We start from the raw sequence: 25,442 nt of genomic DNA, 5'->3' as shown, positions 1-25,442 counted from the left end.
GGTTTAAGCGGCTGCAATGGACGCGCCGCGCCACGCCAGACCGAACGACTTGACCAGCGCCAGCGCGGCCGCGTCCTGTGCGGCCGGCAGCGGCAGTCGCGGCGGGCGCGGGCCGCCGACCGCAAGGCCCATATGGCCGAGCAGCGCCTTGCTGCCGGCGACATAGGCCTGGCCGCCGACGAACTCGATCACCGGCAGATATTTCAGATAGAGCTCGCGCGCCTCCTTGATGGCGCCCTCGTCTGCGACGAGGCTGAAGATGCGCGCCATCTCGGACGGCACCACATTGGAGGCCACCGCGACCCAGCCTTGCGCGCCCTCGACGAAGGATTCGAAGCCGAGGATGCCGCCGAACACGGTCATCCTGTCGCCGCAGAGCCGGATGATGTCGCGCACCCGCGTCACCTCCAGCGTCGACTCCTTGATATAGAGACAGTTGTCAATCTCGGCGATGCGCGCCACGAGCTGTGGCTTGAGATCGACATTGGCGGTCGCCGGGTTGTTGTAGACCATGATCGGCAGCGCGATCGCGTCGGCCACCGTCTTGTAGTGATGGACGAGCTCATCGTCGGTCGGCGTCGAATAGAACGGCGGAATGATCATGACGCCGTCGGCGCCCAGCTTTTCGGCACGGCGGCTGAGGCGAACCACCTCGCGCGTATCCTCCGCACCGGTGCCGATCAGCACGGGCACGCGCCCCGCGGCCTGGCCGATGACGACCTCCGCCACCAGCGCCTTCTCGTCGTCGTCGAGAGACAGGAATTCGCCGGTCGAGCCGAGCGGGATCAGCCCATGAATGCCCTCCGCGATCTGCCAGTCGACGAAGGCGCGCAAGGCTGCGACATCGACCTCCCCCGCTGCCGTGAACGGGGTGATCATGACGGTGTAGGTGCCGCGGAACGTCTTCATCAGGGAACTGCCGGGTGCTCGGGTGAATTCAGGCGATGGGTGCCGCCTGCGGAATATCCGCACGCCTTATGCAATCGTTTGCATAAATGGCTCTGCATTGGGCAACACCATCCACTTTTTGAGCTTGATCCGCGTGGAATAAGCTCATAGCGTTTCTGCAATCGATTGCAGTCTATCGGCAGGTTTGATGACCGTCACGCTCAAAGATGTGGCACAGGCGGCCCGCGTTTCGGTCAGTACCGCCTCGCGCGCACTGACGGGAACCGGTCTGACCAGCGAGCGCACGCAGCAGCGCCTGACGCGCATCGCGCGCGAGCTAGGCTATCGGCCGAACCCCATCGCGCGCGGACTGAAGACCGGACAATCGCGGCTCGTCGCGCTTCTGGTTCACAACCTCACCAACGCCTCGTTCCAGGTGATGGCCGAAGTGGTGCAGGCGCGCCTGAAGGCGCTGGGTTATCAGATGCTTCTGTGCATCGGCGGCGACGATCCGCAGCAGGAGAGCGACACCCTCACCACGCTGGTCGACCATCGTATCGACGGGCTGATCGTGGTGCCCACCGGCAAGAACGGCCCGCAGCTCAAGGCGTTGGCGAAGGACGTCCCGATCGTCTGCCTGGTGCGGCGCGACGACGCAACCGATCTCGAGACCGTGCTCGCCGACGATCCGCAAGGCGCCTATCTCGGCACACGCCATTTGATCGAGCTCGGCCACAAGCGCATCGGGTTGATCGTCGGCCGCCAGGACACGACGTCCGGCCGCGAGCGACTGTCCGGCTATGTCCGCGCGCTGCGCGAGGCCGGCATCGCCAAGGACGACACATTGATTCACGCCGGCCATTTCGTCCCCGAGACCGGTGCGACGGGCTGCCGCAAGCTGCTGGACCTCCCTCGCCCGCCGAGCGCGATCTTCGTGGCCAACCACGAGGCAACGCTCGGCGTGCTGCGCGTGACGGCGGAGCGGAACATCGCGATCCCCGACGACCTCTCGCTGCTCTGCTACGAGGACATGCCGTGGTTCGAATGGCATCGCCCCGCCATCAGCATCGTCGACAACGGCGCGCGCGATCTCGCCAATCTCGCCGTCGACCGGTTGCTGCAACGCATGGATGCGAAGGGCAACGGCAATGACGGCGTTCGCGAATATCGCGTCGGCGCCCGGCTGATCAAGCGCGACTCCTGCCGCCAGTTCGATGCCCCGCCCCCTGCGAGATCCGCGAAGTCCAAATCATCTTCATCCAAATCATCTGCGGCCAAATCCGCGAAGGTCTGATCGATGCCCTATGTCGAAGTGCTCGCCCCGCAAGCCCCAAACCAGCGCAAGGCTGCGCTGGCGAAGTCCGTGACCGACGGCCTGATGTCGGCGTTCGGCGTCACCGCTGATACGGTCACGCTCTATTTCCTGAACATTGCGCCCGATGACTACGCCCATGCCGGCACGTTCGGCGCGCAGGCCACCGGCCAGCGCATCCTGCTCAAGGTGCATGCGTTCCGCCGCAGCGAGGCCGAGCGCCGCGCCGCCGCCATCGCGCTGACCCGCGGCGTATGCAGCGCCTATGGCGTGCCCGGCGACGACGTCGCGGTCTATTTCCTCGATCGCGACCGCAGCGAGGTCTCCCACGATTCCAAGCTCGCCAGCGATTGACGGGAGCCGCACGCCATGGACCGCTTCTACTCTCAAGACCAGAAAGCCCTGCGCGAGACAGCGCGCCGCTTCGCGGAGGCTGAGATCCTCCCGCGCGCCGCCACGATCGACCGCGAGGACCGCTTCGACCGCACGCTCTACAAGGGCATGGCCGATCTCGGACTGTTCGGCATCTGCCTGCGCGAAGGCGCCGGAGGCGCCGGCCTGGATGCAGTCGCGGCCTGCATCGCGATGGAGGAGCTGGCGCGATGCTCCGGCGCAGTCGCCAATGCCTTCGCGATCCCCGTCGAGGCGGTGCTGTTCTTCGACCATCACGGCACCGACGCGCACAAGGCACTGATCCCGAAAATTCTCAGCGGCGACATTATTCCTGCGACCGCCGTCTCGGAGCCCGACCATGGCTCCGACGTCGCCGGCATCCGCACCCATGCGGTGCGCGAGAGCAACGGCTGGCGGCTCAACGGCACCAAGGCCTGGGTGACGCTCGGCGGTGTCGCCGACCGCATCATGGTGTTCGCGCGCACCGGCAGCGAGGCGGGCCACCGTTCCATCTCCTGCCTGCTGGTCGACGGCGCCCTGCCCGGCATCGCCCGCGGCAAGAACGAGGAGCTGCTCGGCATGCACGGCCTCGACGACTGCCAGATCACCTTCTCCGACGTGCGCCTGCCGGCCGACAGTGTGATGGGGCCGGAGAACCAGGCCTTCAAGATGGCCATGAGCAATTTCAACTTCAGCCGGCTGATGATGGCCTCGATGGCGCTCGGCATGGCGCAGGCCGCGTTCGAGGACGCCACCGCCTATGCCCGCGACCGCAAGCAGTTCGGCCAGGCCATCATCGGCTTCCAGGCGGTTCAGTTCATGCTCGCGGACATGTCGACCGACATCGCCGCCGCGCGGCTTCTGATCCACCACGCCGCGCGCCTGCACGATGCCGGCGAGCCGATCGCCAAGGAGGCGGCGCAGGCCAAACTGTTCACGACCGACATGGCGATGAAGCACGTTTCCAACGCGCTGCAGATCCACGGCGGCAACGGCTATTCGCGCGAATATCGCATCGAGCGGCTGTTCCGCGACGTCCGCCTCGCCCAGATCTACGAGGGCACCAACCAGATCCAGCGGCTCATCATCGCCCGCCAGGTCGAGAAGGAGGCCGCGTGATGCGGGGCGTGCAATCATGCTGAGCATCATCACGGCGGCAGAGGCCGCCCGCCTCATCCGCGATGCCGACACGCTGATCGTCGGCGGCAATGGCGGCACGGGGGCAGCCGAAGCCATTCTAGACGCGCTGGAGCAGCGCTTCATCAGTGGCCAGGGTCCGCACAATCTGACCCTGATCAACATCACCGGCGTCGGCGCCGTGACCGAGAAAGGCCTCTGCCATCTCGCCCATGAAGGCCTGGTCGCGCGCGTGATCGGCGGCAATTTCGGCTTGCAAGTGCCGTTCATGCGCCTCGTTCGTGACGAGCTGATCGACGCCTATAATTTTCCGCAAGGCGTGATGAGCCAGCTCTGCCGCGCCATGGCGGCGAAACATCCGGGCGTGCTCACCCATGTCGGTCTCAACACCTATATGGATCCGCGCCAGGACGGCGGCCGCATGAACAAGCGCACCACCGCTCCGCTGGTCGACCTGCTCGAGCTGCACGGCCAGTCGTGGCTGCTCTACCGCGTCCCCGCCCCGCCCGATGTCGCCATCATCCGCGGCACCTCCGCCGACGAAGACGGCTATGTCAGCATGGAGCACGAGGGTACGACGCGCGAGGATCTTTCGATCGCGCAGGCCGTGCACAATGCGGGCGGCACCGTGATCTGCCAGGTCAAGCGGATCGTAAAGCGCGGCTCGATCCATCCGCAGATGGTCAAGATCCCCGGCTTCCTGATCGACCATATCGTGCTCGAGCCCGATCAGATGCAGACCTACGGCACCGCCTACGATCCGGCGCGCTGCGGTGAAACGCGTGTGCCCGAGGCGATGATCACGCCCGATCCGCTGACCGAGCGCCGGGTGATCGCCCGCCGCGCCGCCTTCGAGCTACGCCCGCGCGACGTCGTCAATCTCGGCGTCGGCATCTCCGCGATGATCCCGAACGTCGCGGCCGAGGAAGGCATCTCCGACCTGATCACGCTGACGGTCGAATCCGGCGTGGTCGGCGGCGTGCCGGGCCATGCGCGCGAATTCGGCACCGCGATCAATCCGCGCGTCATTCTCGACCAGGCCTATCAGTTCGACTTCTACGACGGCGGCGGGCTGTCTTGCGCCTTCCTCTCCTTCGCCGAGGTGGACGAGGCCGGCAACGTCAACGTCACCCGCTTCGGCGATCGCCGCGACGGCTCCGGCGGCTTCATCGACATCACGCAGAACGCCAAGCGATTGATCTTCAGCGGCACCATGACCGGTGGCAAGTTCGATATCGGCGTCGAGAACGGGCGCCTTGCGATCCGGCGCGACGGCGCCTTCCGCAAGTTTGTGCCGCAGGTTGGTCAGATCAGCTTCAGTGCCTCGCTTGCCGCGCAGCGCGGCCAGCACGTCAGCTATGTCACCGAGCGCGCCGTGTTCGAACTGGAGAACGGCAGCGTGACCTTGACCGAGATCGCGCCGGGCGCCCGCCTGGAGGAGGACATCCTCGCCCATATGGGCTTTCGGCCGCGCATTAGCCCGCAACTGAAGGACATGGATCCGCGCATCTTCCGCTCCGGGCCCATGGGCATCGCGCAGAGCTTCAAGGCCTTGCCGGCGCGGCCGCGCAAGGTCGCCTGAGGATTGGGCATGGACACCAGCGTCCCGATCAATCTCCGCTATGAGGACATTGCGCTCGGCGCGGAGTTCGAGACCGCCGCGCACACCGTGACGGAGGCCGATATCGCAGTCTTCGCCGACGTCACGCGCGACCATCATCCGCTCCACCTCGATGCCGGCTATGCGAAGTCGCGCGGTTTTCCCGCGGTGATCGGCCACGGACTGTTCGGCCTGTCGCTGATGGAAGGGCTGAAGTCGGAGTTGAAGCTGTACGAAGAGACCTCGGTCGCCTCGCTTGGCTGGGACGAAGTCAAATTCAAAGGTCCTATCGTCGCCGGCGATAGCTTGCGCGTGCGTTTCCGTTTCGTCGAGAAGCGGCCGACCAAAAATCCCGCGCGCGGCATCGTCATCGAGACGCTCGACCTTCTCAACCAGCGCGATGAGGTGGTGACCACCGCCCGCCACACCTCGCTGATCCTGACCCGGCAGGCCGATCGCGACGTGACGGCGGCCATTTGACGAGACAATGAAGAAGACGTCGGACCGGAGAACGGCTCCTCTGCCACCCACGATTTGATCGGAGTATTCAGATGCGATTTCTCAAGATCTTCTCCGCCTTCGCCCTGCTGGTCGGCCTGTCCCAGGCCGCCGGCGCCCAGACCTGCACGCCGAAGGTGCCGGCCTCGAGCCTGATCGAAGCGCCGAAGTGGCAGATGTCGATCAACCCGACGCTGCCGCCGCAGCAATTCGTCGACGACAAGGGCGAGTTGCAGGGCCTCAATGTCGAGCTCGCCCGCGAGATCGCCAAGCGCATCTGCGTCGAGCCGGTGTTTCTGCGCATGGACTTCCCGCCGATGATCCCGGCGCTGCGCTCGGCCGCTTCGATGCCATCAACACCGGCCTGTTCTGGACCGAGGAGCGGTCCAAGATGCTCTACCTCGTGCCCTACGCGCAGCAGGCGATCAGCATCTACACCGATCCCTCCTCCAGCCTGAAGCTGGAGAAGTTCGAGGATCTCGCCGGCCGCGTCGTGGGCGTGGAATCGGCGACCTACACCGAGCGCAAGGCGCGCGAGTTCAGCACCGCGATGGAGGCCAAGGGCCTGAAGCCGATCGAGCTGCGCACCTTCACCACTGTCACCGCCACCTCAGCGGCGCTGCGTGCCGGTCAGCTCGAGGCCGCGCTCAACATCAACGAGACCGCCAACTCGCTCGAACAGAAGGGCATCGCAAAGATCTGGGTCCGCGACATCGCCGGCACCGACATCACCCTCGCCTTCCGCGACAAGCTGCTGGCCCAGGCCGTTGCCGATGCGCTCACCGCGATCCGCGCTGACGGCACCTATGACAAGCTGTTCGACAAGTTCGGCATGACCAAGCTGAAAACCACGACATTCGCCATCCGCGGCGACGGACCGACGAACTGACGGCGGAGATCGCCGACCCGATGTGATCCTCACATCGTGTGAGGATCACACCAGGCTGGACTTGCCGCGGCTCAGCACCTCGCCCGCGCCCTTGTCGCCGACGATCCTGCCGTGCTCGTACACCACGCGGCCGCGGGCAACCGTGGTGACGGGCCAGCCTGTGACGTCAAAGCCCTCCCACGGCGTGTAGTCCGCGCCGTGATGCAGATCGGCCTGCTGGATCGGCTTCTTCAATTTGGGGTCCCACAGCACGATATCGGCATCGAAGCCGACACCGATCGAGCCCTTGCGCGGATAGAGGCCGTAGATGCGCGCATGGTTGGTCGCGGTCAGCTCGACGAATTTTTGTAGGCTGATCCTTCCCTTCGACACGCCCTCGGAGAACAGGATCGGCAGCCGCGTCTCGACACCGGGGATGCCGTTCGGCACCCAGCGGAACGAGGTGCGCGAATTCGGTGTCAGCTTGCCCTTCGGGTCGTCGTAGCGGAACGGGCAGTGGTCGGACGAGAAGGTCTGGAACACGCCTGATGTAATGCCCTCCCAGATCGCCTGCTGGCTTTCGGCATCGCGCGGCGGCGGCGAACAGACGTATTTCGCGCCCGTAATGTCCATGTTCAGGCCCTTCATGTCGTCGGCCGTCAGCGTGATGTATTGCGGACAGGTCTCCGCATGAACAGGCAATCCGCGCTGCTGAGCCCAACGCACCTGCTCCATCGCCTCACGGCCGGAGACATGGACGATCATGATGGGGACGCCGACGATTTCGGCATGGCTGATGGCGCGATGGGTCGCCTCGCGCTCGACCGCCTGCGGCCGCGAGACCCCGTGATAATAGGGCGCGATATGGCCCTCGCGCTCCAGCTTGGTGGTCAGGAAGCGGATGGCGTCGTAGCCCTCGCAATGGACCATGACCAGCGCCTCCTCGCGGCGCGCGACGTCGAAGACCTCGAGCAACTGCTTGTCGCTGAGCACGAGGTCGTCATAGGTCATGAACACCTTGAACGAGGTGTAGCCGTCCTTGACGAGGGCCGGCAGTTCCTGCCCGAGCACGACCGCGGTCGGATCGGAGATAATGAGATGGAAGGCGGTGTCGATGTAGCACTCGCCTTCGGCGAGCTTGCGGTAGTTCTCGACGCAGGTCCGCAGCGAGGTGCCCTTCTCCTGAAGCGCAAAGGGCAGCACCATGGTGTTGCCGCCGGCGGCCGCCGCGCGCGTCGCCGAGGCGAAGTCGTCAGCCATCACCACGTCAGGGCCGGAGGCTTGCGAGATGTGGACGTGGCTGTCGATGCCGCCCGGCAGTGCCAGCAGGCCCGTCGCGTCGATCTCGCGCGCCGCGCCCTCGAGATGATCGGCGATGCTGACGATGCGGCCGTCACGGATGCCGATATCGGCGCGGAACTCGTCGCTGGCCGTCACGATGGTGCCGCCGCGAATGGCGAGATCGAGCTGCGTCACTGATGTCTCCGTCACTTGATGGCTGACATTGTCTGGAATATCCGGCCCCATTCCGCAAGAGCCGCAATGTCGCCGCCGGCAAGGCTCAGGGTCCGCCACAGCGTGACCGCGACCGAATCGAGCACGGCGATATCCAGTTCCCGCTCCAGCGAGGCGGCCAGCGCGGCCCCGTCGAGATTGGTGCAGAGGATGACGATCGCATCCGATCCTTCCGCCGCCACCGCGCGGATCATACCCGCAATCGTCGCCGGCGCGACCTCGCCGAAGGAAAAATTGTCGCGCAGTCCAAGATGCCGCTCGGCACGCGGGGCGATCCCCTCCTCGGCCCACACCTCTGCGATCCGCCGCTGCACGTCGTCCGTATAGGGCGAGACCAGGCCGACGCGTTTGGCACCGAGCGCCCGGGCGGCATCGATGCAGGCGAGCGTCGACGTCGTCGCGGGCACGCCTGTGCGCGCCGTGATCGCCTCACAAAGGTTCCTGTCGCGGCCGATGCCGAGCCAGCTTGCGGACGTGCCGTTCCAGGCGATGGCGTCGACTTTCGCATCCGCCAGCAGGTCCGCCGCCGGCAGCATCACCGAGGCGTCGAACTGGCTCAGCGCGGCGGCGTCCAGCGCAATCTCGGTGACGCGGAAGCGTGAGAAATGCGCGGTGACATCGGCCACGCCATGCAGCATGGCGCTGGTGACGGGCTCGAGCACCGAGTTGGACGATGGCGTGATCATGCCGAGACGCTTGCGCATGACCATACTCTACGACGCCTGCGCGAGGCGCGTCGACTCCTCCCGGATCAGAGCCAGGATGTGGCGCTTGGCGTCGTTGAATTCGGGGCTGGTGATGTCGCGCGGACGCGGCAGGTCGAAATTGACGGCCTCGCGGATCCGCCCCGGCCGCTTGGTCATCACCACGATCTTGTTGCCGAGCACCAGCGCCTCGTCGACGCTGTGGGTGACGAACACGATGGTGCAGCGGCGCTTCTGCCAGATCGCGACCAGTTCCTCCTGCATTTCGAGCTTGGTCTGGGCGTCGAGCGCCGCGAACGGCTCGTCCATCAGGATGACGCTCGGGTTCATCAGCAGCGCGCGGGCGATCCCGACCCGCTGGTTCATGCCGCCGGACATCTCGGAGGGATGATGGTGCTCGAAGCCGCGCAGGCCGACGAGATCGATGAACTCCATGGCGCGGTGGTGCCGTTCGGCCTTGCCGACGCCCTTGAGCTTGAGATGGAACGCAATGTTGTCGATCGCCGTCAGCCACGGCATCAGGGTCGGCTGCTGGAACACCACGCCGCGGTCCGAGCCGGGCCGCTCCACCTGCTTGCCGCCGACCAGCGTGCGGCCGCTCGTCGCCTGCTCGAAGCCGGCGATGATGTTGAGCAAGGTTGACTTGCCGCAGCCGGACGGGCCGAGCAGGCAGACGAAGTCATTGGCCTCGATGTCGAGATTGATGTTGTCCAGCGTCAGGAGATCGCGGCCGCGCCGCTTGTCGGAGAATACCTTGACGATGTTGCGAAGCTCGATTGCCGCCATCAGCCTGCCCTGCCCTGCACGGTGGTCGTCTGCTGCCAGCGCAGCGTGCGCGCCATGATCGCCTTGAGGCCGAGGTCGGAGAGATAGCCTAGCAGCCCGATCGAGATCATCGCGGCAAGCACGATGTCGTAGCGCAGGAAGTAGTAGGAATCCCACAGGACGTAGCCGAGGCCGCTCTTCACCGCCACCATCTCGGCGGTGACCGTTAGCATCCAGGCCGAGCCGACCGCGATGCGCAGGCCTGCGAAGATCGAGGGCAGCGCCGCCGGCAGCACGATATCGGTCAACATCTGCCGCTGGCTTGCGCCCATCATCGCGCCGGCACGCACGAGATTGTGGTCCACGGTCTTCACCCCGTGAATGCTGTTCATCAGCACGGGAAAGAAGGCGCCGAGGAAGACGAGAAAGATCGCGGGCTTGTCGGCGATGCCGAACCAGATGATCGCCAGCGGAATCCAGGACACCGGCGGGATCGGCCGCAGCATCTGCAGCGTCGGCTCCAGCGTCTTCTCGAACAGGCGCGACCAGCCGATCGCGACGCCAGCGAGAATGCCGAGCGCGCTTGCCAGCGCAAAGCCGCCGAAGACGCGAAGAGCGCTGGCGAGCGCATCGCGCAGCCAGTGCCCCGAATAGGTCTGCGTGGTCTCGTCGAAGCCGAACACCCAGTCGCCGAGCGCATGCAGCACCGCGCTCGGCGCCGGTAGCAGCGCCGGCGGCAGCATGCCGCTGCGGGCAAAGGCTTCCCAGCCCGCGATCAGCAGCGCGGGGACGACGACGCGTTCGAGCCCCTGGAACGCCCGTGTCAGCCGGAACGCCGGCTTGACCGGCGCGGCATCAATAACCGAGGTCATTCTTGGCTTTTCCCGTGGCCTGCTCCAGGAACGAATAGTCCATGTTCTTCTCCGCTTCCGCGGAGACGTCCTTCGCAATGTATTTGAGGTCGCGCATCATCGCGGCGATCGCGAGCGTCTGCGAACGATGGATCGCGGGATCTGGCGAAGCGTTCTTCAGCGCCTCGGTCGCGACCGTCTTGTCGAGGCCGGTGAGCTTGTTGATGACCTCGATCCACGGCCCCTTGTCGGCGATCAGCTTGTTGTCGAGCTCGACCACGGCGCTGACGACGCCCTGGACGCCGGCGCGCTGGCTCGCGATCACGTCGGAACGGGTGACGATCAGGTTGGTGAGATTCCCCGCGGCCTGGTCGTAGGGCAGCACGAAGTGCTTGCCGGCGCCGGCGAGCCGGATCTGCGAGGCAAACGGCTCGACCGAGCAGATCATGTCGACCTCGCCGCGCTGGAGCGCCGCGAGATGGTCCGACGGGTTGGGAATGTTGATGAACTGGATGTCCTTGTTGGGATCGACGCCCTGCTTCAGGAACGCGCCGCGCATGTGGATGTCCTGCGCATTGCCGCGGGACGCCGCGACCTTGAGCGGCTGACCGTCGCTCTTCGCCTTCAGAGCGGTCGTCTTGAAAGTGGTCCAATCCTCAGGCGGCAGGTTCAGCTTCGCGGAGGAGAGGCATTCCGAGCCGCCATTGATCTGGCCGGACACGGCGACGACGTCGAAGCCTTTGTCGAGCGCGGTGATGTAGTGGAGGTAAGTGACCTGCGCGACGTCGATGCTCTTCGACACCAGCGCGGTGAGCACGTCATTGCCCGAGTTGAAGCCGGTGGCCTCGACCTCGACACCCTTCGCCATGCCTGCAATCAGCGACATCGGCAGGCAGTGCGCGCATTTGGCGTAACCGAGCTTGATCTTGGCTGTCTGCGCGGAGGCGAGATCGCTGCCACCGAACATCGCCGCCATCACCACGAGGCCCCATCGCAAACTCGTCCGCATCGCTCACTCCGTTTCGAAGGCGCGAGGTCTCGCGCGTCACCAGAGATCATCGGTCGGCCTTTGCGGCAGCGCAACGGGGATTCTGCATGCTGCATACAATTTGCGCGTTGTGCCATTGTTTTCAGCGAGATGCGTCGGTATTTTGGGCAAGTCAAAGGGCTGGAAACGGCTAAGATGAGCGGAAGCAGTGAGGCACGCGTGCAGCAGAAATCGGAAGCGCCGAAGGGACGAAAGTCGCCCAAACTCAAGCGGATGGGCCTGCATGAGCGCGCCGCCGCGCGGATGCGGACGATGATCATCCGCGGCGAGCTGCCGCCGGGATCGCAGACCCAGGAGACCAGGCTGTCGAAGGAGCTGGGCGTGTCGCGCACGCCGTTGCGCGAGGCGATGAAGGTGCTGGCGGCCGAAGGGTTGATCGAGCTACGCCCCAATCGAAGCCCGCGCATCGCCGACATCGCGGTCGACGGCATCTCGGAGCTGTTCGAGGCGCTGTCCGGAATCGAACGGCTGGCCGCCGAGCTTGCCGCGGAGCGCGCCACCGAGCGCGATCTCGCCCGCCTGCGCACGCTTCAGACCCGCATGGAGGGTCATCACCGCAACGGCAAGCTCGACGATTACTTCGCCATCAACGGCGAGATCCACAACACCATCGTCCGCATGGCGCGCAACACGCCGCTGCGCGAGGCGCACGAGACGCTGATCTCCCGCGCCGAACGCGCGCGTTACCTCGCGCTCGGCGCTAACAGCCGCTGGAGCAATTCGGTCGACGAGCACGCCGATATCCTGGCAGCGCTCGAGGCGCGCGACAGCGAAGCGGCCGGCCGCCTGCTCGGCGCCCATGTCCGGCGCACCGGCACTGCCCTGCTCGAAGTGATCGCCGCCTCTCAAGCCAAGCAGACGGCGGCGTGACCATGAAGCTGCTGCTGCTCAATCCGAACACCAGCACCGAAGTCACGCACCTGATGATGGGGGTCGGGCAGCGCGCGGCCTCATCAGGCACCGAGCTGATCCCCTGCACCGCGACCCGCGGCGTGCCCTATATCGCGACGCGGACCGAGGCGCAGATCGGCGGCGCCATTGCGCTGGAGATGCTGGCCGAGCAGCACCGGAACGTCGATGCCGCGATCATCGCCGCCTTCGGCGATCCCGGCCTGTTCGCGGCGCGCGAAACCTTCGACATTCCCGTGGTCGGCATGGCGGAAGCCGCGATGCTGACGGCTTGCATGGCCGGCCGCCGCTTCGCCATCGTCACCTTCGCGCAGGCGTTGGGCCCCTGGTACGAGGAATGCGTCCGCGCCCACGGGCTATGGGAGCGCTGCGCCGGCATCCGCATGCTCGACACGCCGTTCCAGGCGATCTCCGAGGTCGGCACCGAGAAGGAGGATGTGCTGGTCGATCTCGCCCAGCGCGCCATCGTCGAGGATGACGCCGACGTGCTGATTTTTGCGGGCGCGCCGCTCTCGGGCCTCGCCGAACGCGTGGCCGACCGGATTCCCGTCCCCGTCGTCGATCAAGTCGTCGCCTCAGTGAAGCAGGCCGAAGCGCTTCATGCGCTGCGCCTGCGCAAGGCAACGGCGGGCACGTTCCGCCGGCCCGCCGCCAAGCCGACCATCGGTCTTGCCGAGGCGCTCGCCGCCCGGCTCGAGCATCGCGACAGCTGATCAGAGAGGCGGCCGGCGATGCGAAAACCCCAATTCGTTCTCGATGGCACGGCCGAAGGCAAACAAGCGGGATTCGCCGCCGGGCGGCGCGATGATCTGGATGCCGAACGGCAGCTCGTTCACATCCCTGGGTGCCGGCAAGGTCAGGACCGGAAACCCGACCAGCGACACGATGAAGGTGACAGCGAGATAGTCGATCGGCGTCTCCAGCGCGGCGCCGTCGATCGCGGTGACGTCGCTGATCTCGTTCGGCCAGGGCAAGACCGATGCCGCCGGCGCGACCAGGAAATCGGCGCGCGTGAACAGCTCGCGAAAGCTGCGGTAGATCGCCGTACGGCGGCGCTCGGCGGTGAGATAGTCCTCGGCGGAGAGTTTTGCGCCCGCCTCGATATTCCAGATCACGGTGGGCGTGAGCTCGGCGCGACGCGTCTTCAAAAGATCGCCATAGCTATTGGCGATGTGCGCGGCGCGCAACGTACGAAACGTCTCGATCGCGCCGCCGCAATCGGGCGAGGACGGCACAACATTGGCCACGCGCGCGAGCGCCTCGCAAGCCGCTGCGAAACGCGCACGAACCTCGCGTGCAACCGGCGCGACGCCGAAGTCAGGCGTGACGGCGATCCGGGGACGTCCTGCGATCGCTCGATCGTCACTGACTACGCGGGCCGAGAGCGGATCGTGCGCGTCGCTTCCCGCGCATACCGACAGCGCAAGCGCGAGATCGTCGACGCCGCGGGCGAGGAAGCCGTGGCTGGCCAGCATATCCCAGCCGAGCGGGCGGCGCGGCGACGGGATGCGGCCGGGCGTCGGCCGGATCGAGGCGACGTCGCAGAAGCTTGCGGGCGTGCGCACCGAGCCGCCGAAATCGGTGCCGTGCGCCAGCGGCACCATGCCGGCCGCGACCGCAACGGCAGAGCCGCCGGACGATCCGCCGGAGGTCAGCGCGGGATCGAAGGGATTGCGCGTCGGCCCGCGCAACCGGTTGGTGCAGACCGCACCGAAGCCGAATTCCGGCGTGTTGGTCTTTCCCAGAATGATCGCGCCGGCGCGCCGCAGCCGCGCGACCACGAGCTCGTCCTCGGCCGGGACGTGATCGCGGAACAAAGCCGAGCCGTAGGTGGTGGTCAGCCCGCCGGTATCGGTGAGGTCCTTGATCCCGATCGGCACGCCATGCAGCGGTCCGATCGGCGCGGGCGCCGCATCGCAGATTTCCGCCAAACGGCGGGCGCCCTCCGCATCGACCGTGACGAACGCCGCCAATCGGGTATCGAGGTCCGCAATCCGTGCGAGGTGCGCCTCGACGGCGTCACGCGAGGACAGCTCGCCTCTCGCGATAGCGCGCGCAAGCTCCGTGGCCGTGAGGTCGCAAACCGATGTCATCGGCCCACCATGCCAAAACGCGCATCGAAAGGCGAGCGCTTCGGGCACGAGACTTGCTTTCTCCTCTGGAGCAACGGGAGGCAACACCATGGCTGATGCGCCAAGCGGACGTTCGCTCGTCGTCGATGCGGTCACGCACCGCTATCCGAGCGGCGCACTCGCGGTCGAGAACATCAATCTCGACATCAAGGGCGGCGAGATCATCGCCCTGCTCGGTCCGTCAGGCTGCGGCAAGACCACCCTGCTGCGGATCATCGCCGGCTTCATCGCGCAGACGCAGGGGCGCATCATCATCGGCGACGACATCGTCGATTCGCTGCCGCCGAACCGCCGCGCGGTCGGCATCGTGTTCCAGAACTACGCGCTGTTTCCGCACCTGTCGATCAGCGAGAACGTTGCCTACGGGCTCGCCGCGCGCGGCATCGACAAGGCGAGCCGCCAGCGCGAGGCGCAGCGCCTGCTGGAGCTGGTGCAACTACCGACCATGGCAGAACGATTGCCGCGGCAGCTCTCCGGCGGCCAGCAGCAGCGCGTTGCGCTCGCCCGCGCGCTCGCGATCAAGCCGTCGATCCTGCTGCTCGACGAGCCCTTTGCCGCGCTCGACAAGAATTTGCGGCTCGACATGCAGATCGAGGTCAAGCGGCTGCAACGCGTCTCCGGCATCACCACGCTGATCGTGACGCACGACCAGGAAGAGGCGCTGTCGATGGCCGACCGCGTCGCCGTGCTGAGCCATGGCAAGCTCGAGCAGTTCGGCTCGCCGTCCGACGTCTACGACCGTCCGCAGACGCTGTTCGTCAATACCTTTGTCGGCTCGACCAATCGCATGCCCGGTGTCGTGATCTCGGCGGACCGCACCGCCGCAAAGGTCCGCCTCGATGCCGGCGCGGAGATCATCGCACGTCCCGCGGGCGGCGCGCTCGCCGAAGGTGGCCGCGTCACCGTCTGCATCCGGCCCGAGCATCTGCAATTCGTCGGCGACGAAACCGGCTTTGCCGGCGTGGTCGGCATGTCGCTGCCGCTGGGCGCCACCGTCGTGCACGAAGTCACGACCGCCGACGGCTCCGGCGTCAAGGTCTCGCAGGCGCGCATCGGCGAGACGCGCGCGCTGGAGAACGGCGCGGCGGTGCGCCTCGCACCGCTCGCCCCATCGCTCGCCAACGCCTTTCCCGCAACGCTTTAGATCCAGTTCTTGTCCAGAGGGAGTTCCACATGATCATGAACCGCCGAAGCCTGATGACGACCGCACTCACACTCGGCGCCATGAAGGCGTTTCCCGGCCTGAGCTTCGCCCAGGCCCGCCCGCTGGTGTTCGCGACCTTCACCGGAAGCTGGGAGGAGGCGCACAAGGCCGTGCTGGTGCCGGCGTTCCGGAAAGCCAACGCGGACGCCGCGATCGTGCTCGATCCCATGCTCTCGGTCGACCAGATCGCGAAGGTCAATGCCGCCAAGGCCAATCCGCCGATCGACGTCATGCTGCATGATCCCGGCCCCGCCCTCGTCGCGATCGGCCAGGACCTGGTCGAGCCCTATCCGGTCGAGAAGAGCGCCTACTACAAGGACCTGATCGCCGAGGCACAGGAGCCGATGGGCCCCGCCCCGTTCTTCCAGGTCGTCGGCCTCACCTACAATCCGGAAGCCGTCAAGACGCCGCCGACCTCCTGGGCCGATCTCTGGAAGCCGGAGTTCAAGGGGCGCGTCGGCATCACCAATCTCAACTCGACGCTCGGCACCGGCTGGCTGGTCGAGATCGCCAAGATGCGCGGCGGCTCGGAAGCCAATGTCGATCCCGGCTTCAAGGCGCTGGAGGAGTTGAAGCCCAATCTCGCCGCGGTCGCCGCCAATCCCGGCGCGCTCGCGACCCTGTTCCAGCAAGGCCAGATCGACATCTCACCCGGCAATTTCAACGCCATCCAGATCCTGAAGGCGCGCGGCGTGCCGGTCGAGTTCGTGGCCCCGAAGGAAGGCGCCATCGCCTTCAAGACCACGATCCATATCGTCAAGAACTCGCCCAACCGCGAGCTCGCCTTCAAGCTGATCGAGGCCGCGCTGACGCCCGAGGTGCAGACCACGCTGATGAACCCGCCCTACCTGATCGTGCCCACCAACTCCAAGGTGACGATGGGCGGCGAGATCGCGCGCGTGCTCGCCAAGGACACCGCCGAGCTGAAGCAGAAGTTCGTGTTCCAGGACTGGAAGAAGATCAACGAGCAGCGCTCGGCCTGGATCGAGCGCTTCAACCGCGAGATCAAGATCTAAGAGCTCCAAGGACCTGACGATGGGCGCAGCACCGGCATCACGGGACGTGACCTCCTACGGGATGGGATTGGCAGTGCCGCTGGCGCTGTTCTTCCTGGTCTTCTTCGTGGCGCCGCTGCTGCAACTGCTCTGGCTCTCGCTGCACAACGACACGGCCGGGCTCCATTGGGGGCTCGGCCAGTACCTGCACTTCCTCACCGATCCCTTCAGCCTCGGGGTGCTCGGCTCGACGCTGCTGCTAGGCGCGGAGGTGACGGCCGTCTGCCTCGTGCTCGGCTTTCCCATCGCCTGGCTCTATCAGCGGGTCGGGCCAAAGCTCCAGACCATCATCATCCTGATCGTGCTGCTGCCGCTGCTGACCAGCGTCGTGGTCCGCACCTTCGCCTGGATCGTCATCCTCGGCCGCCAGGGCATCATCAACGCGACGCTGCAATCGCTCGGCATCATCAATACGCCCTTGAAGCTGCTCTACACCCAGTTCGGCGTCGTGATCGCGCTGGCGCAGGTGCAGATGCCGCTGATGACATTGCCGCTGATCACCGCGCTCGGCCGCATCGATCCCAATCTCGACGATGCCTCCTGCTCGCTCGGCGCCGGGAGCTGGCGCACCTTCTTCAGGATCGTGCTGCCGCTGTCCTTGCCGGGCGTCATCGCCGGCTGCACGCTGACCTATGCCGCCGCGATCACGGCGTTCATCACCCAGTCGCTGATCGGCGGCGGACAGATGCTGTTCATGCCGATGTATCTTTATCAGCAGGCTTCCACGCTGCAGAACTGGCCCTTTGCATCCGCGATCTCGATCATCTTCCTGCTCGCCGTGCTCGCGGTCGTCTCCGTCTTCACCACGCTCGGCCGCCTGTCGCGCGGCTATGGAGGCGCGTGATGAGCGGTCGCAAGCGCACCCTGGAGGCGATCAGCTTCGAGTTGGCCATGACCGTGATCGCTGTCATCGCGCTGATCATCATCATCGCGCCGTCGCTGGTGGTGCTGATCGTCTCCTTCACCAGCGGCTTCTCGCTGCGCTTCCCGCCGCCGGGTTACTCACTGCGCTGGTACGCCGAACTGTGGGAGGCCTGGCAGCTTCACTTCGCGGCGAAGAACAGCCTCATCGTCGCGCTGTGGGCGACGGGCCTGTCCGTCGTCCTCGGCGTTGCCGCCGCGCTTGCGATCTCGCGCTCGCGGACGCTGTCGGCACGACTGCTCGATTCCCTGTTCATGTCGCCGCTGGTGCTGCCGGCGCTTGCCTTCGGGCTTGCCGCCCTGATGCTGTTCTCACTGGTCGGCCTGCCGGTCTCGCCCCTGACGCTGGTGATCGGCCACACCGTGGTGTGCGTGCCCTACGTCGTGCGCAATACGGTCGCAGCGCTCGCCCAGCTCGAGCCGACCTTGCTGGAGAGCTCGGCGGTGCTGGGGGCGAGCCGGCTCTACACGTTCCGCCGGATCGTGCTGCCGCTGATCCGGCCGGGCATCATCGCGGGTGCCTTCATCGCCTTCATGTCGTCGTTCGACAATGTGCCGGTGTCGCTGTTCCTGCGCGACGCCGCCACCGACATGCTGCCGATCCGGATGTGGCAAGACCTCGAGGGCAAGCTGGATGTGACCATCGCTGCCCTGTCGGGCGTGCTGATCATTGCGACCGTCGCGCTGGTTGCCGTCATGGAGCGCGTCACGGGCCTGTCGCGGCGGCTGACGAATTGATCAGGCGCCGCGGAACAGCGAATACCCCCAGCGCGTGAATTTCAGCGGCAGGTGAAAATGCTCGTCAACGTTCTTGATGCGGAAGCGGAACGGCGTCACCGTGAGAAAACCGTCGCTGTCCGCAAAGAACTCGCCGAGATGAAACAGGACCTCGTACTCGCCGGCCGTCACACCGGCGCCTTGCACTATGGGGTGATCGAGCACGCCATTGGCGCCGAGCCGCCCGTCGGCGATGCGCGAGGAGTCGGGATCGATCCGCCAGATCTCGACGCGCAGCCCCTGCGCGGGCCGTCCGCTCGCCACATCGACCGCGTGAATGGAAATACCGCCTGCCATCATGTCCCTCCCCTGAGCGTGCCGCCATGGTAGACGGAAACGCCGCCGCTCGGCCAGCACTGCTGCCAGCCCTGGGCGCGATGACCTGGCTCCAGGCGCTGGTCGCGCTCGCCTTGTTCGCGCCCGGCGTGGTCGCGCCGCGCGCCCATATCGAGGTCTGGCAGCTCTCGATGTTCTCATGCGCGGTGTTCGCCGTCGGTATCCCCGCCTCGTTCTGGGGCGGCGGCTTCATCGCGCGGGTTGGCTCGCTGCGGATCGCGAGCCTGTGCGCGGCGGCCATCGTCGTCAGCATGGCACTGGCTTCGCTCGGATCGAGCGCCGCCCTGCTCGCCGCGGGCCTCTGCCTCGGCCTTGCCATGGGCCCCGAGACGCCGGCAAGCGCAGCGCTGCTGGCGCGGCTGGTGACCGCCGAGCGCCGCGCCTTCGTCTTCTCGGTGCGCCAGACCGGCAACCAGATCGGCGCGGTCTGCGGCTCGCTGGCCCTGCCCGCGATCGCCATCGCGTTCGGGCCGGCCTGGTGCTATGCGGCCGTTGCTGCCCTGGCGCTGTTCGCGATCGCGCTGTTCGAGTGGCTGCGGCCGGCCTACGCCGGCAAGCTCGTCCCGCCCCCAAAGCTCGATCTGCGCGCGCGGCTGGCACTGGTGACCGCGGACCGGCGGATCGCGATGCTGGCGCTGGCATCGATGCCGTTCAGCGCGATGCAGGTGTCGCTCAACACCGTCTTCGTCACGCTCGGCACCCGCGAGCTTGGTCTTGGCCATATCGAGGCCGGCATGGCGCTCGCCTGCGCGCAAGCCGGCGGTCTCGTCGGCCGGCTCGGCTGGGGCTACGTCGCCATGCGCCTCGACGCCCCCCGCGCCGTGCTCATCGTCATCGGCCTCGGCATGGCCTTCTGCGCCGCGCTGCTCGGCCTCGACGGCGGATCGCTCAGCCGCAACTGGCAGTTCGCAGTTGCGGCGCTGTTCGGCCTGACGGCCTCGGGCTGGAACGGCGTCTTCATCGCCGAGATCGCGCGCCTCGCCCCGCAGGACCGGATCGGCGAGACCACCGGCGCGGTGCTGACCGCGTCCTATGCGGGCCTACTGGCGGCGCCGGCCGTGGTGTCGATCCTGGACGGTGTGGCCGGCCTTGGCGCGGCGTTCTTCGCCTTGGCCTGTCTTGCCCTCTGCGGCACATTGGCGCTGATGTGGGGAGGCCATGACAAAACCGACGCATAGTGCGCGCGAGATCGCAGCCGCCGTCACCGCCGGGCGGATGACCGCCGTCGACACGGCGAAGGCCGCCCTTGGCCGCATAGACGCCGCCAAGGCCTTGAACGCAGTGGTCACGACCGATCCCGCACGCACGCTGGCCGACGCGGCGGCGGTCGACGATCGCCTGCGTGCCGGCGAGACAATGCCGCTGGCCGGCGTCCCCATCCTCGTCAAGGACAACATCTGGGCCAGCGGCTGGCGCATCACGCAGGGCTCGCGCCTGTTCGCCGATTTCATCGCGCCACAGGATGCAATTGCGATCGAGCGCCTGCGCAAGGCCGGCGCGGTCATCGTCGGCATTGGCGCAACCTCCGAATTCGCCAGCAAGGGCGTCACGACATCGCCGCTGTACGGCCCGACGCGACATCCCCTCGATCCCGCGTTGACGCCGGGCGGCTCTTCGGGTGGACCCGCCACCGCCGTCGCAGCCGGCCTCGTGCCCCTCGCGATCGGCACCGATGCGGGCGGCTCCAGCCGCAGGCCGCCGGCCCATGTGGGCGTCGCCGGCTTCAAGCCGTCCTATGGCGCGATCCCCTATGGGCCCGGTTTCGCCGAGCCGTTCTTCGGCCTGTCGGTCATCGCGCCGATCGCCGCCGATGTTGCCGATATCGCGCTGGCGTTCGAAGCCATGGCCGGCGCCGATCCGCGCGATCCGGATGCAGCCGGCATTGCGCAAGAAGCCGAGGACATCGCCGGCCTTCGTATCGCCTTCTCACCGCGGCTCGGGCTCGACGTTGCGGTCGATGACGTTGTCGCCAACGGGCTCGTTTCCGCAGTCGCGCGTCTCTCCGCCGCAGGACTCAGCATCGCGCTGCGCGATCCCACCTGGCCGGCGGGTGCGACGGAAGAGGCCCTCATGCCGCTTCAGCACGCTGGCCTTGCCGCGCTCCATGGAGACGCTTTTCGCAAGGACCCGACTGTCTTCGACCCTGACATCGCCAGGCAGATCGAGCGAGGGCTGTCCTGGTCAGGCGCGGACGTCGCGGGTGCGCTGGTCGCGAGCGCCGCGATCGCCAATGCCTTCGCGGCCTTCTTCGCCGAGGTCGATCTGCTGCTGACGCCGACAGTCCCCTGCGTCGCCTGGCCGTTCACCCAGCTCGGACCCGACATGATCGGCGGCCGTGCAGCGAGCCCGCGCGCGCATGCGGTGTTCACGCCGTTCGTCAATCACGCCCGCCTGCCGGCGATTTCACTTCCCTGCGGCACCGACGCCCGCGGGCTTCCATTCGGCCTCCAGATCATCGCCCGGCGCGGCCAGGACCGCACGCTGCTGCGCGCCGCGCGGCATATCGAGGCGCAGTTGCAGGCGTAGCTTTGCGAGATCGCGACGATTTCGGAATAGTCGCAATATACCCCTGTTTTGCCCGACGGGTCAAATCGCGCCGATGCCTGCGTAAGCCGTTGATTCCACTATCACCGGCTACTGTGCATGGGGTTGTTTTCGCACTTTTTGTTTGATCGGACGTCCTAGCTGACGAAAGACAGACGCAACCGCCACCAGCCGATGACGATGCCGGTGATGGAGAACACCAGTCCGAGCGCGCAGAGGCCCACGATCAGGACATCGCGCAAACGCGGATGCGCCTGCAGGACTGGAAAATCTAGCGTGTGCAGCGCGCCGTAGAACCAGCGATAGGCTCGCCGCGACGCATCCAGCCTTTGCAGCACACGGCCGTCGGCGCTGTCGATGTCGAACCAGAGGCCGCCGCAGCGGGAACGGTAGACGGGTCCACCGGGAACGACGGACTGCGCGGGATAATCGTCGCTATCCGCGAGAATAGACGGCGCATTGCAGGCTGTCGCAAGCTTCGTCACCATGCTCCCGATCACCCGCGCACTGACGATCGGCGCCTCCTCACTGTCGGGCCCAACCACAACCTGTTTCTCGAGACCAATCCGCTCGCGTCGATAGAGGCTGCCGTCAACGGCAAACCATTCGACCTCTCGGGCCGAGGGCGATATTCGCTTCCGTTCCGCCGATGGGGCGGTCGTCCAGTCCGGCGATGCATCGATCACGCCGGCTTCGGCCGGGGTCAGCTGCCCTCGCGAGAACAGCCGGCCGTGATCCATGGAGAGCCATCCACTGAAGATCCACGTCAGCACGAAGACGGTCGCCACGAGGCCGATGATATGATGAAGGGCGTGCCAGCCGCGATAAGGCGAGGAGATCCGGTATCTTCGCATCCTGGACCGCACGATTCCGAGCACTGCACCCAGCATGGCTGCAATCAGCGCCAACAGCGACAGCGTCCAGACCACGCCGTCCCACAGCGCCCAGTTGCTCCTGAGGACCGTCGGATAGATCCAGTGCAGGACGCTGCCGACGAGGTTCCAGCCGCGCTCGCTTCGCGTCGTATCCAGCACAACCTCGCCGGTGCGCGACGAGACGTAGAGCTCCGTTCCGGCCGCATCTCCGAGGGCCACGCGAAACAAGGGCCGGTGACGATCAAAGCCGTTCGGCACGCTCCACTGGTCGTAGTCCGCCTGCGCAACGACAGCCGCATGCGCGGCATCGAGCCCGCGTTGGCGCGCATGCACCTGCGCGATGGCGAGCGCGGCCTCGGGCGACCGCACCGATGCATCCTGTCCGTCTGTCGCGCGAACCGCGCGAAGGTGCGAGGACCCCGACACGACATAGACCGGCCCATCGCTCCGCTGAATCAGGCGCAGGCGCGTAGCATCGGCGATGCCGCTCGCGGCCACGGCATCGGCAACGCCGATCCTCACCTCCGTACGATCCACCGGCGCGAGACCGGCAATCCGCTCTGCTTCCGTCAGCGATGGAAACGGAACGAAGTGCATCACGATTCCCGTCGCGAACCACATCGCGAACAGCAGGCAGAACGCGATCCCGAGCCAGCGATGCAGCAGGACGATCGCGCCCATCATGTGGTCAGCGCCCTACCATTTGAATGCGGCCGAGAGTTCATAGGTTCGCGGCGCGCCCAGCAAGATCTGGTCGGGATAGAACGGATCGCCCCATATCGCGTAGCGCTTGTCGGCGATGTTGCGCACGCGGAAGGTCAGGCGAGCCTGATCGACCGCGTTGAATACCGTCTTGGGAATGTCGACGAAGGCATAGACGTCGGCGACGGTATACGCCTTCATCGTCACCGTGTTGGCATCGGTATTGTAGCGGTCGCCGACATGACGGCCGGTGATGCCGACTTCAACCGGCCACGGCGTGAAGAAGCGGTACGAGGCGCCAGCATTGGCAACGATGCGCGGCACGTTCGGCGGCGTGTTGCCCGAGAACGATCCGCCGACGAAATTGTAGTCGGCATAGCGCGCATCGACATAAGCGATGTTGCCCCACAGCCGAAGGGGCTCGATCGGCCGCACCGAGGCGGCGAGCTCGACGCCCTTCGACTCCTGCCGTCCCGCAATATTGAGCGCCTGCCCGCCGGCCGCCGCATAGACGTTCTTGCGCAGGATGTCGTAGGCCGAGAACGACCACTCCGCCCGGTTGTCCCAGAACAGGTGCTTGACGCCGGTCTCGTAGGTCCGCGCGGTCGTGAGGTCCAGCGGCTGGGTCGGCAGCAGCAGGAAGATGTTGTTGGCGGAGATATCAGCGCCGGTCGCGTACTGGCTGAAGAAGGTGAGGCCCGGAACGGCCTCCCAGGTGTAGCCGATGCGTCCCGTCACCGGCGCCCAGTCCTTGGTGAACGGAAAGCCCGCGTTCACCAGACCGTTCTCGTCGGTCGAGTTGCGGTCGAGCCCGATATGCTCGACGCGCAGCCCGCCGATCAGCGCGAAGGTCCGCGTCAGCTTCAGCCGGTCCTCGAACGACAGCGCCTCGTTGTCGATGCGCGCGGTCTGCTGCTTGGTCGCGAGCAGTCCGTAATAGCCACGATCGAAATCGACCAGCGGAACATAGTCGTTCGGGAATTTCGCCGCGCCTGGCCTGACGAAGTCAGATAGCTCGACGACAGCGTCGTGACCAGCCGGTTGTCGAAGCCTGCGATGTTCGTGTCCCAGATCAGGTCGGTGATATTGCCGACAAGGCGCTGGCTGTGCGCGACATAGAAGCGCTCGCGATACACTTGGTTTTTCGTGGAATCGAACGCCTCGATCTCGTTGTTGAACCACGACCGCTCCGCGCCGTAGCCATAGGCCTGACTCTTCAGCGTCAGGTCCGGCGCCAGTTTCAGCTCGAAGCCGCCGCGCAACCAGACCTCTTGCGCTACGTTTCGGTTGTCGAGAACGTTGTAGTTGGTGTTGAAGGTGCGGTCATCGATCGTGACGGCCCCGAGGTCGGTCCTGTTGAAGTAGGTGCCGGAAACAATCCCCGTCGTCGCATGCGAGCCGCTGAAAGCGATCGGCACCAGCGGCGCGCCCCAATAGGCCTTCCCGCGATCCTCGCGGTACTCGATCGCACCCCAGACCTTGAGGCTGTCGGAGATGCGGTAGTTGAGCTGGCCGGACACGTCGAGCGTCTTGGTGTTGGTGTCGTCGACAAAGCCGTTGAGCGAGGAGCGGCTGATGTCGAAGCGGTAGTCGAGGCCCTGAACGTTGGTGCTGCCGCCCGAGCCGTAATGCGCGCGGAACGAGTTCAGGGAGTCGTACGAGAAGTCTGCCTCGTTGCGGATCGCTCCGGTGTGCGGCTGCTTGGTGACGAGGTTGATCGAGCCGCCGGCGGCGCCCTCGCCCGAGATCAGCGAGGCCGGGCCCTTCAGGAATTCGACGGCCTCCAGATTGGCGGTGTCCATGATCCGCGAGGTCATGTTCTGCGGGCCGATCTTGATGCCGTTGTAGAGCGTGTTGATCTGGCTGTTGGTGAAGCCGCGCATCGAGAAGCCCGCCGGCTCCCCCGGCGCGTCGCCGGAGGTGACGCCGACTGCGCCCTGCGCCACCTCGGACACGGTGCGATAGCCCTGCTCGCGCATGGTCTCGGCCGAGATCACCTCGACGGTCGCGGGCGTCTCGCGCACGGTGAGGCCGAGACGCGAGGCGCTCTCAGCCACCGCATTGCTGTTGAGCGGCGTTGGCGCCCCCGCGGCCGGCACGGCGGGCTTGGGCGCCGCCGATGCGACCACTGGCCTGCGTGCTGCTGCGCGGCGCGCACTCTGCGCGTCCCGGGCAGCCGGCTTGGCCGGCTTGCGGGACTGGGCGGGCGACACCTCGACAGGCGGCAGCGGTTCGCGGACCTGCTGCGCCAGCGCGGCGGGCAGGTCGGCGACTGTAAACGACGTGAGAGCAGCAGAGGCGAGCAGGAATCGGCGCGATCGTACAATACGGATGGAAGACACAGCGGGACCTCGGTATGACGTCAGTGGCACGTCACAGCGAACGAGGTCTCACCCTGGGCTTGTCAG

Annotated in this window: 22 protein-coding genes and 2 pseudogenes; 14 read left to right on the top strand and 10 right to left on the bottom strand. The window is 66.3% G+C overall.

Annotation, left to right across the window (positions count from 1 at the left end; translation table 11 throughout):
• Positions 1-3: 3 nt before the first annotated feature.
• Positions 4-912, bottom strand: a complete 909-nt coding sequence (gene dapA, locus BJA_RS16375; protein WP_028172098.1) for a 4-hydroxy-tetrahydrodipicolinate synthase — start codon at positions 910-912, stop codon at positions 4-6.
• A 184-nt stretch (positions 913-1,096) separates the two neighbouring features.
• Between dapA and BJA_RS16370 the strand changes: the two genes are divergently transcribed.
• The 6 genes and pseudogenes from BJA_RS16370 (at position 1,097) to BJA_RS44010 (ending at position 6,717) form a co-directional block, all read left to right on the top strand.
• Entirely contained in the window at positions 1,097-2,182 is a 1,086-nt protein-coding gene (locus tag BJA_RS16370; RefSeq protein WP_011086085.1) for a LacI family DNA-binding transcriptional regulator, read from the top strand.
• A gap of 3 nt (positions 2,183-2,185) precedes the next feature.
• On the top strand, positions 2,186-2,554 hold the full coding sequence (locus BJA_RS16365) for a tautomerase family protein (RefSeq protein WP_011086084.1): 369 nt from the start codon (positions 2,186-2,188) through the stop codon (positions 2,552-2,554).
• Between the two features lie 15 nt (positions 2,555-2,569).
• A complete protein-coding gene (locus BJA_RS16360) occupies positions 2,570-3,712 on the top strand; it encodes an acyl-CoA dehydrogenase family protein (RefSeq protein ID WP_011086083.1) in 1,143 nt (380 codons plus the stop codon).
• A 16-nt stretch (positions 3,713-3,728) separates the two neighbouring features.
• Positions 3,729-5,312, top strand: coding sequence for an acyl CoA:acetate/3-ketoacid CoA transferase (locus BJA_RS16355; protein ID WP_011086082.1), 1,584 nt, complete (start codon positions 3,729-3,731; stop codon positions 5,310-5,312).
• Positions 5,313-5,321: 9 nt separating this feature from the next.
• A complete protein-coding gene (locus tag BJA_RS16350; protein WP_011086081.1) occupies positions 5,322-5,810 on the top strand; it encodes a MaoC family dehydratase in 489 nt (162 codons plus the stop codon).
• A gap of 71 nt (positions 5,811-5,881) precedes the next feature.
• Positions 5,882-6,717: pseudogene (locus BJA_RS44010) on the top strand (ABC transporter substrate-binding protein).
• Between the two features lie 45 nt (positions 6,718-6,762).
• Here the strand turns inward: BJA_RS44010 and hydA are convergent.
• From hydA to BJA_RS16320, 5 genes are read right to left on the bottom strand one after another with little or no spacing between them, the layout of a single operon-like run.
• Positions 6,763-8,223, bottom strand: a complete 1,461-nt coding sequence (gene hydA / locus BJA_RS16340) for a dihydropyrimidinase (RefSeq protein WP_011086079.1) — start codon at positions 8,221-8,223, stop codon at positions 6,763-6,765.
• On the bottom strand, positions 8,184-8,921 hold the full coding sequence (locus BJA_RS16335; RefSeq protein ID WP_011086078.1) for a maleate cis-trans isomerase family protein: 738 nt from the start codon (positions 8,919-8,921) through the stop codon (positions 8,184-8,186). Before BJA_RS16335 ends, hydA begins: the two co-directional genes overlap by 40 nt.
• A gap of 3 nt (positions 8,922-8,924) precedes the next feature.
• Positions 8,925-9,701, bottom strand: coding sequence for an ABC transporter ATP-binding protein (locus tag BJA_RS16330; protein WP_011086077.1), 777 nt, complete (start codon positions 9,699-9,701; stop codon positions 8,925-8,927).
• On the bottom strand, positions 9,701-10,552 hold the full coding sequence (locus BJA_RS16325; RefSeq protein ID WP_011086076.1) for an ABC transporter permease: 852 nt from the start codon (positions 10,550-10,552) through the stop codon (positions 9,701-9,703). Before BJA_RS16325 ends, BJA_RS16330 begins: the two co-directional genes overlap by 1 nt.
• A complete protein-coding gene (locus BJA_RS16320) occupies positions 10,536-11,540 on the bottom strand; it encodes an ABC transporter substrate-binding protein (protein ID WP_011086075.1) in 1,005 nt (334 codons plus the stop codon). Before BJA_RS16320 ends, BJA_RS16325 begins: the two co-directional genes overlap by 17 nt.
• 174 nt (positions 11,541-11,714) lie before the next feature.
• On the opposite strand from BJA_RS16320, the gene BJA_RS16315 reads away from it, so the two are divergent.
• Both BJA_RS16315 and BJA_RS16310 read left to right on the top strand, forming a co-directional pair.
• Positions 11,715-12,449, top strand: coding sequence for a GntR family transcriptional regulator (locus BJA_RS16315; protein ID WP_370163210.1), 735 nt, complete (start codon positions 11,715-11,717; stop codon positions 12,447-12,449).
• A gap of 2 nt (positions 12,450-12,451) precedes the next feature.
• Entirely contained in the window at positions 12,452-13,201 is a 750-nt protein-coding gene (locus BJA_RS16310; protein WP_038966024.1) for an aspartate/glutamate racemase family protein, read from the top strand.
• Here BJA_RS16310 and BJA_RS16305 read toward each other — a convergent pair whose 3' ends face one another.
• Positions 13,202-14,581 carry an amidase gene (locus BJA_RS16305; RefSeq protein WP_011086072.1) on the bottom strand — a complete coding sequence of 460 codons (1,380 nt, stop codon included), beginning with the start codon at positions 14,579-14,581 and terminating at the stop codon, positions 13,202-13,204.
• Between the two features lie 88 nt (positions 14,582-14,669).
• Between BJA_RS16305 and BJA_RS16300 the strand changes: the two genes are divergently transcribed.
• From BJA_RS16300 to BJA_RS16285, 4 genes are read left to right on the top strand one after another with little or no spacing between them, the layout of a single operon-like run.
• On the top strand, positions 14,670-15,764 hold the full coding sequence (locus BJA_RS16300) for an ABC transporter ATP-binding protein (protein WP_011086071.1): 1,095 nt from the start codon (positions 14,670-14,672) through the stop codon (positions 15,762-15,764).
• Between the two features lie 29 nt (positions 15,765-15,793).
• The gene (locus BJA_RS16295) at positions 15,794-16,840 is read left to right on the top strand and encodes an ABC transporter substrate-binding protein (RefSeq protein WP_011086070.1); all 1,047 of its coding nucleotides are present in this window, start codon (positions 15,794-15,796) and stop codon (positions 16,838-16,840) included.
• 19 nt (positions 16,841-16,859) lie between these two features.
• Complete coding sequence (locus BJA_RS16290) at positions 16,860-17,723, top strand: ABC transporter permease (protein WP_011086069.1); 864 nt, start codon at positions 16,860-16,862, stop codon at positions 17,721-17,723.
• On the top strand, positions 17,723-18,538 hold the full coding sequence (locus tag BJA_RS16285) for an ABC transporter permease (RefSeq protein WP_028172112.1): 816 nt from the start codon (positions 17,723-17,725) through the stop codon (positions 18,536-18,538). The genes BJA_RS16290 and BJA_RS16285 overlap by 1 nt, the downstream gene beginning before the upstream one ends.
• On the opposite strand, the gene BJA_RS16280 is transcribed toward BJA_RS16285, so the two are convergent.
• Positions 18,539-18,874: a hydroxyisourate hydrolase gene (locus BJA_RS16280; protein WP_028172113.1), complete on the bottom strand. Its 336-nt coding sequence runs from the start codon at positions 18,872-18,874 to the stop codon at positions 18,539-18,541.
• A gap of 26 nt (positions 18,875-18,900) precedes the next feature.
• On the opposite strand from BJA_RS16280, the gene BJA_RS16275 reads away from it, so the two are divergent.
• A complete protein-coding gene (locus BJA_RS16275; RefSeq protein WP_011086066.1) occupies positions 18,901-20,091 on the top strand; it encodes an MFS transporter in 1,191 nt (396 codons plus the stop codon).
• Positions 20,072-21,439 (top strand): amidase, encoded by a 1,368-nt coding sequence (locus tag BJA_RS16270; protein WP_011086065.1) that lies wholly within the window; start codon positions 20,072-20,074, stop codon positions 21,437-21,439. Before BJA_RS16275 ends, BJA_RS16270 begins: the two co-directional genes overlap by 20 nt.
• Positions 21,440-21,594: 155 nt before the next feature.
• Here BJA_RS16270 and BJA_RS16265 read toward each other — a convergent pair whose 3' ends face one another.
• Positions 21,595-23,016 (bottom strand): PepSY domain-containing protein, encoded by a 1,422-nt coding sequence (locus BJA_RS16265; RefSeq protein ID WP_011086064.1) that lies wholly within the window; start codon positions 23,014-23,016, stop codon positions 21,595-21,597.
• Between the two features lie 12 nt (positions 23,017-23,028).
• Positions 23,029-25,376: pseudogene (locus BJA_RS16260) on the bottom strand (TonB-dependent receptor).
• Positions 25,377-25,442 lie beyond the last annotated feature (66 nt).

The sequence above is a fragment of the Bradyrhizobium diazoefficiens USDA 110 genome, assembly GCF_000011365.1.
Classification (GTDB): Bacteria; Pseudomonadota; Alphaproteobacteria; order Rhizobiales; family Xanthobacteraceae; genus Bradyrhizobium; species Bradyrhizobium diazoefficiens.
This window is presented reverse-complemented; position numbering and strand designations above follow the sequence as displayed.

Coding starts and splice junctions, on each gene's coding strand:
- BJA_RS16325 (WP_011086076.1), bottom strand. CDS start 10,552: ATGACCTCGGTTATTGATGCCGCGCCGGTCAAGCCGGCGTTCCGGCTG.
- BJA_RS16350 (WP_011086081.1), top strand. CDS start 5,322: ATGGACACCAGCGTCCCGATCAATCTCCGCTATGAGGACATTGCGCTC.
- BJA_RS16290 (WP_011086069.1), top strand. CDS start 16,860: ATGGGCGCAGCACCGGCATCACGGGACGTGACCTCCTACGGGATGGGA.
- hydA (WP_011086079.1), bottom strand. CDS start 8,223: ATGGGGCCGGATATTCCAGACAATGTCAGCCATCAAGTGACGGAGACA.
- BJA_RS16305 (WP_011086072.1), bottom strand. CDS start 14,581: ATGACATCGGTTTGCGACCTCACGGCCACGGAGCTTGCGCGCGCTATC.
- BJA_RS16360 (WP_011086083.1), top strand. CDS start 2,570: ATGGACCGCTTCTACTCTCAAGACCAGAAAGCCCTGCGCGAGACAGCG.
- BJA_RS16320 (WP_011086075.1), bottom strand. CDS start 11,540: ATGCGGACGAGTTTGCGATGGGGCCTCGTGGTGATGGCGGCGATGTTC.
- BJA_RS16355 (WP_011086082.1), top strand. CDS start 3,729: ATGCTGAGCATCATCACGGCGGCAGAGGCCGCCCGCCTCATCCGCGAT.
- BJA_RS16280 (WP_028172113.1), bottom strand. CDS start 18,874: ATGGCAGGCGGTATTTCCATTCACGCGGTCGATGTGGCGAGCGGACGG.
- BJA_RS16300 (WP_011086071.1), top strand. CDS start 14,670: ATGGCTGATGCGCCAAGCGGACGTTCGCTCGTCGTCGATGCGGTCACG.
- BJA_RS16275 (WP_011086066.1), top strand. CDS start 18,901: ATGGTAGACGGAAACGCCGCCGCTCGGCCAGCACTGCTGCCAGCCCTG.
- BJA_RS16295 (WP_011086070.1), top strand. CDS start 15,794: ATGATCATGAACCGCCGAAGCCTGATGACGACCGCACTCACACTCGGC.
- BJA_RS16370 (WP_011086085.1), top strand. CDS start 1,097: ATGACCGTCACGCTCAAAGATGTGGCACAGGCGGCCCGCGTTTCGGTC.
- BJA_RS16310 (WP_038966024.1), top strand. CDS start 12,452: ATGAAGCTGCTGCTGCTCAATCCGAACACCAGCACCGAAGTCACGCAC.
- BJA_RS16265 (WP_011086064.1), bottom strand. CDS start 23,016: ATGATGGGCGCGATCGTCCTGCTGCATCGCTGGCTCGGGATCGCGTTC.
- BJA_RS16365 (WP_011086084.1), top strand. CDS start 2,186: ATGCCCTATGTCGAAGTGCTCGCCCCGCAAGCCCCAAACCAGCGCAAG.
- BJA_RS16335 (WP_011086078.1), bottom strand. CDS start 8,921: ATGGTCATGCGCAAGCGTCTCGGCATGATCACGCCATCGTCCAACTCG.
- BJA_RS16315 (WP_370163210.1), top strand. CDS start 11,715: ATGAGCGGAAGCAGTGAGGCACGCGTGCAGCAGAAATCGGAAGCGCCG.
- BJA_RS16270 (WP_011086065.1), top strand. CDS start 20,072: ATGACAAAACCGACGCATAGTGCGCGCGAGATCGCAGCCGCCGTCACC.
- BJA_RS16330 (WP_011086077.1), bottom strand. CDS start 9,701: ATGGCGGCAATCGAGCTTCGCAACATCGTCAAGGTATTCTCCGACAAG.
- BJA_RS16285 (WP_028172112.1), top strand. CDS start 17,723: ATGAGCGGTCGCAAGCGCACCCTGGAGGCGATCAGCTTCGAGTTGGCC.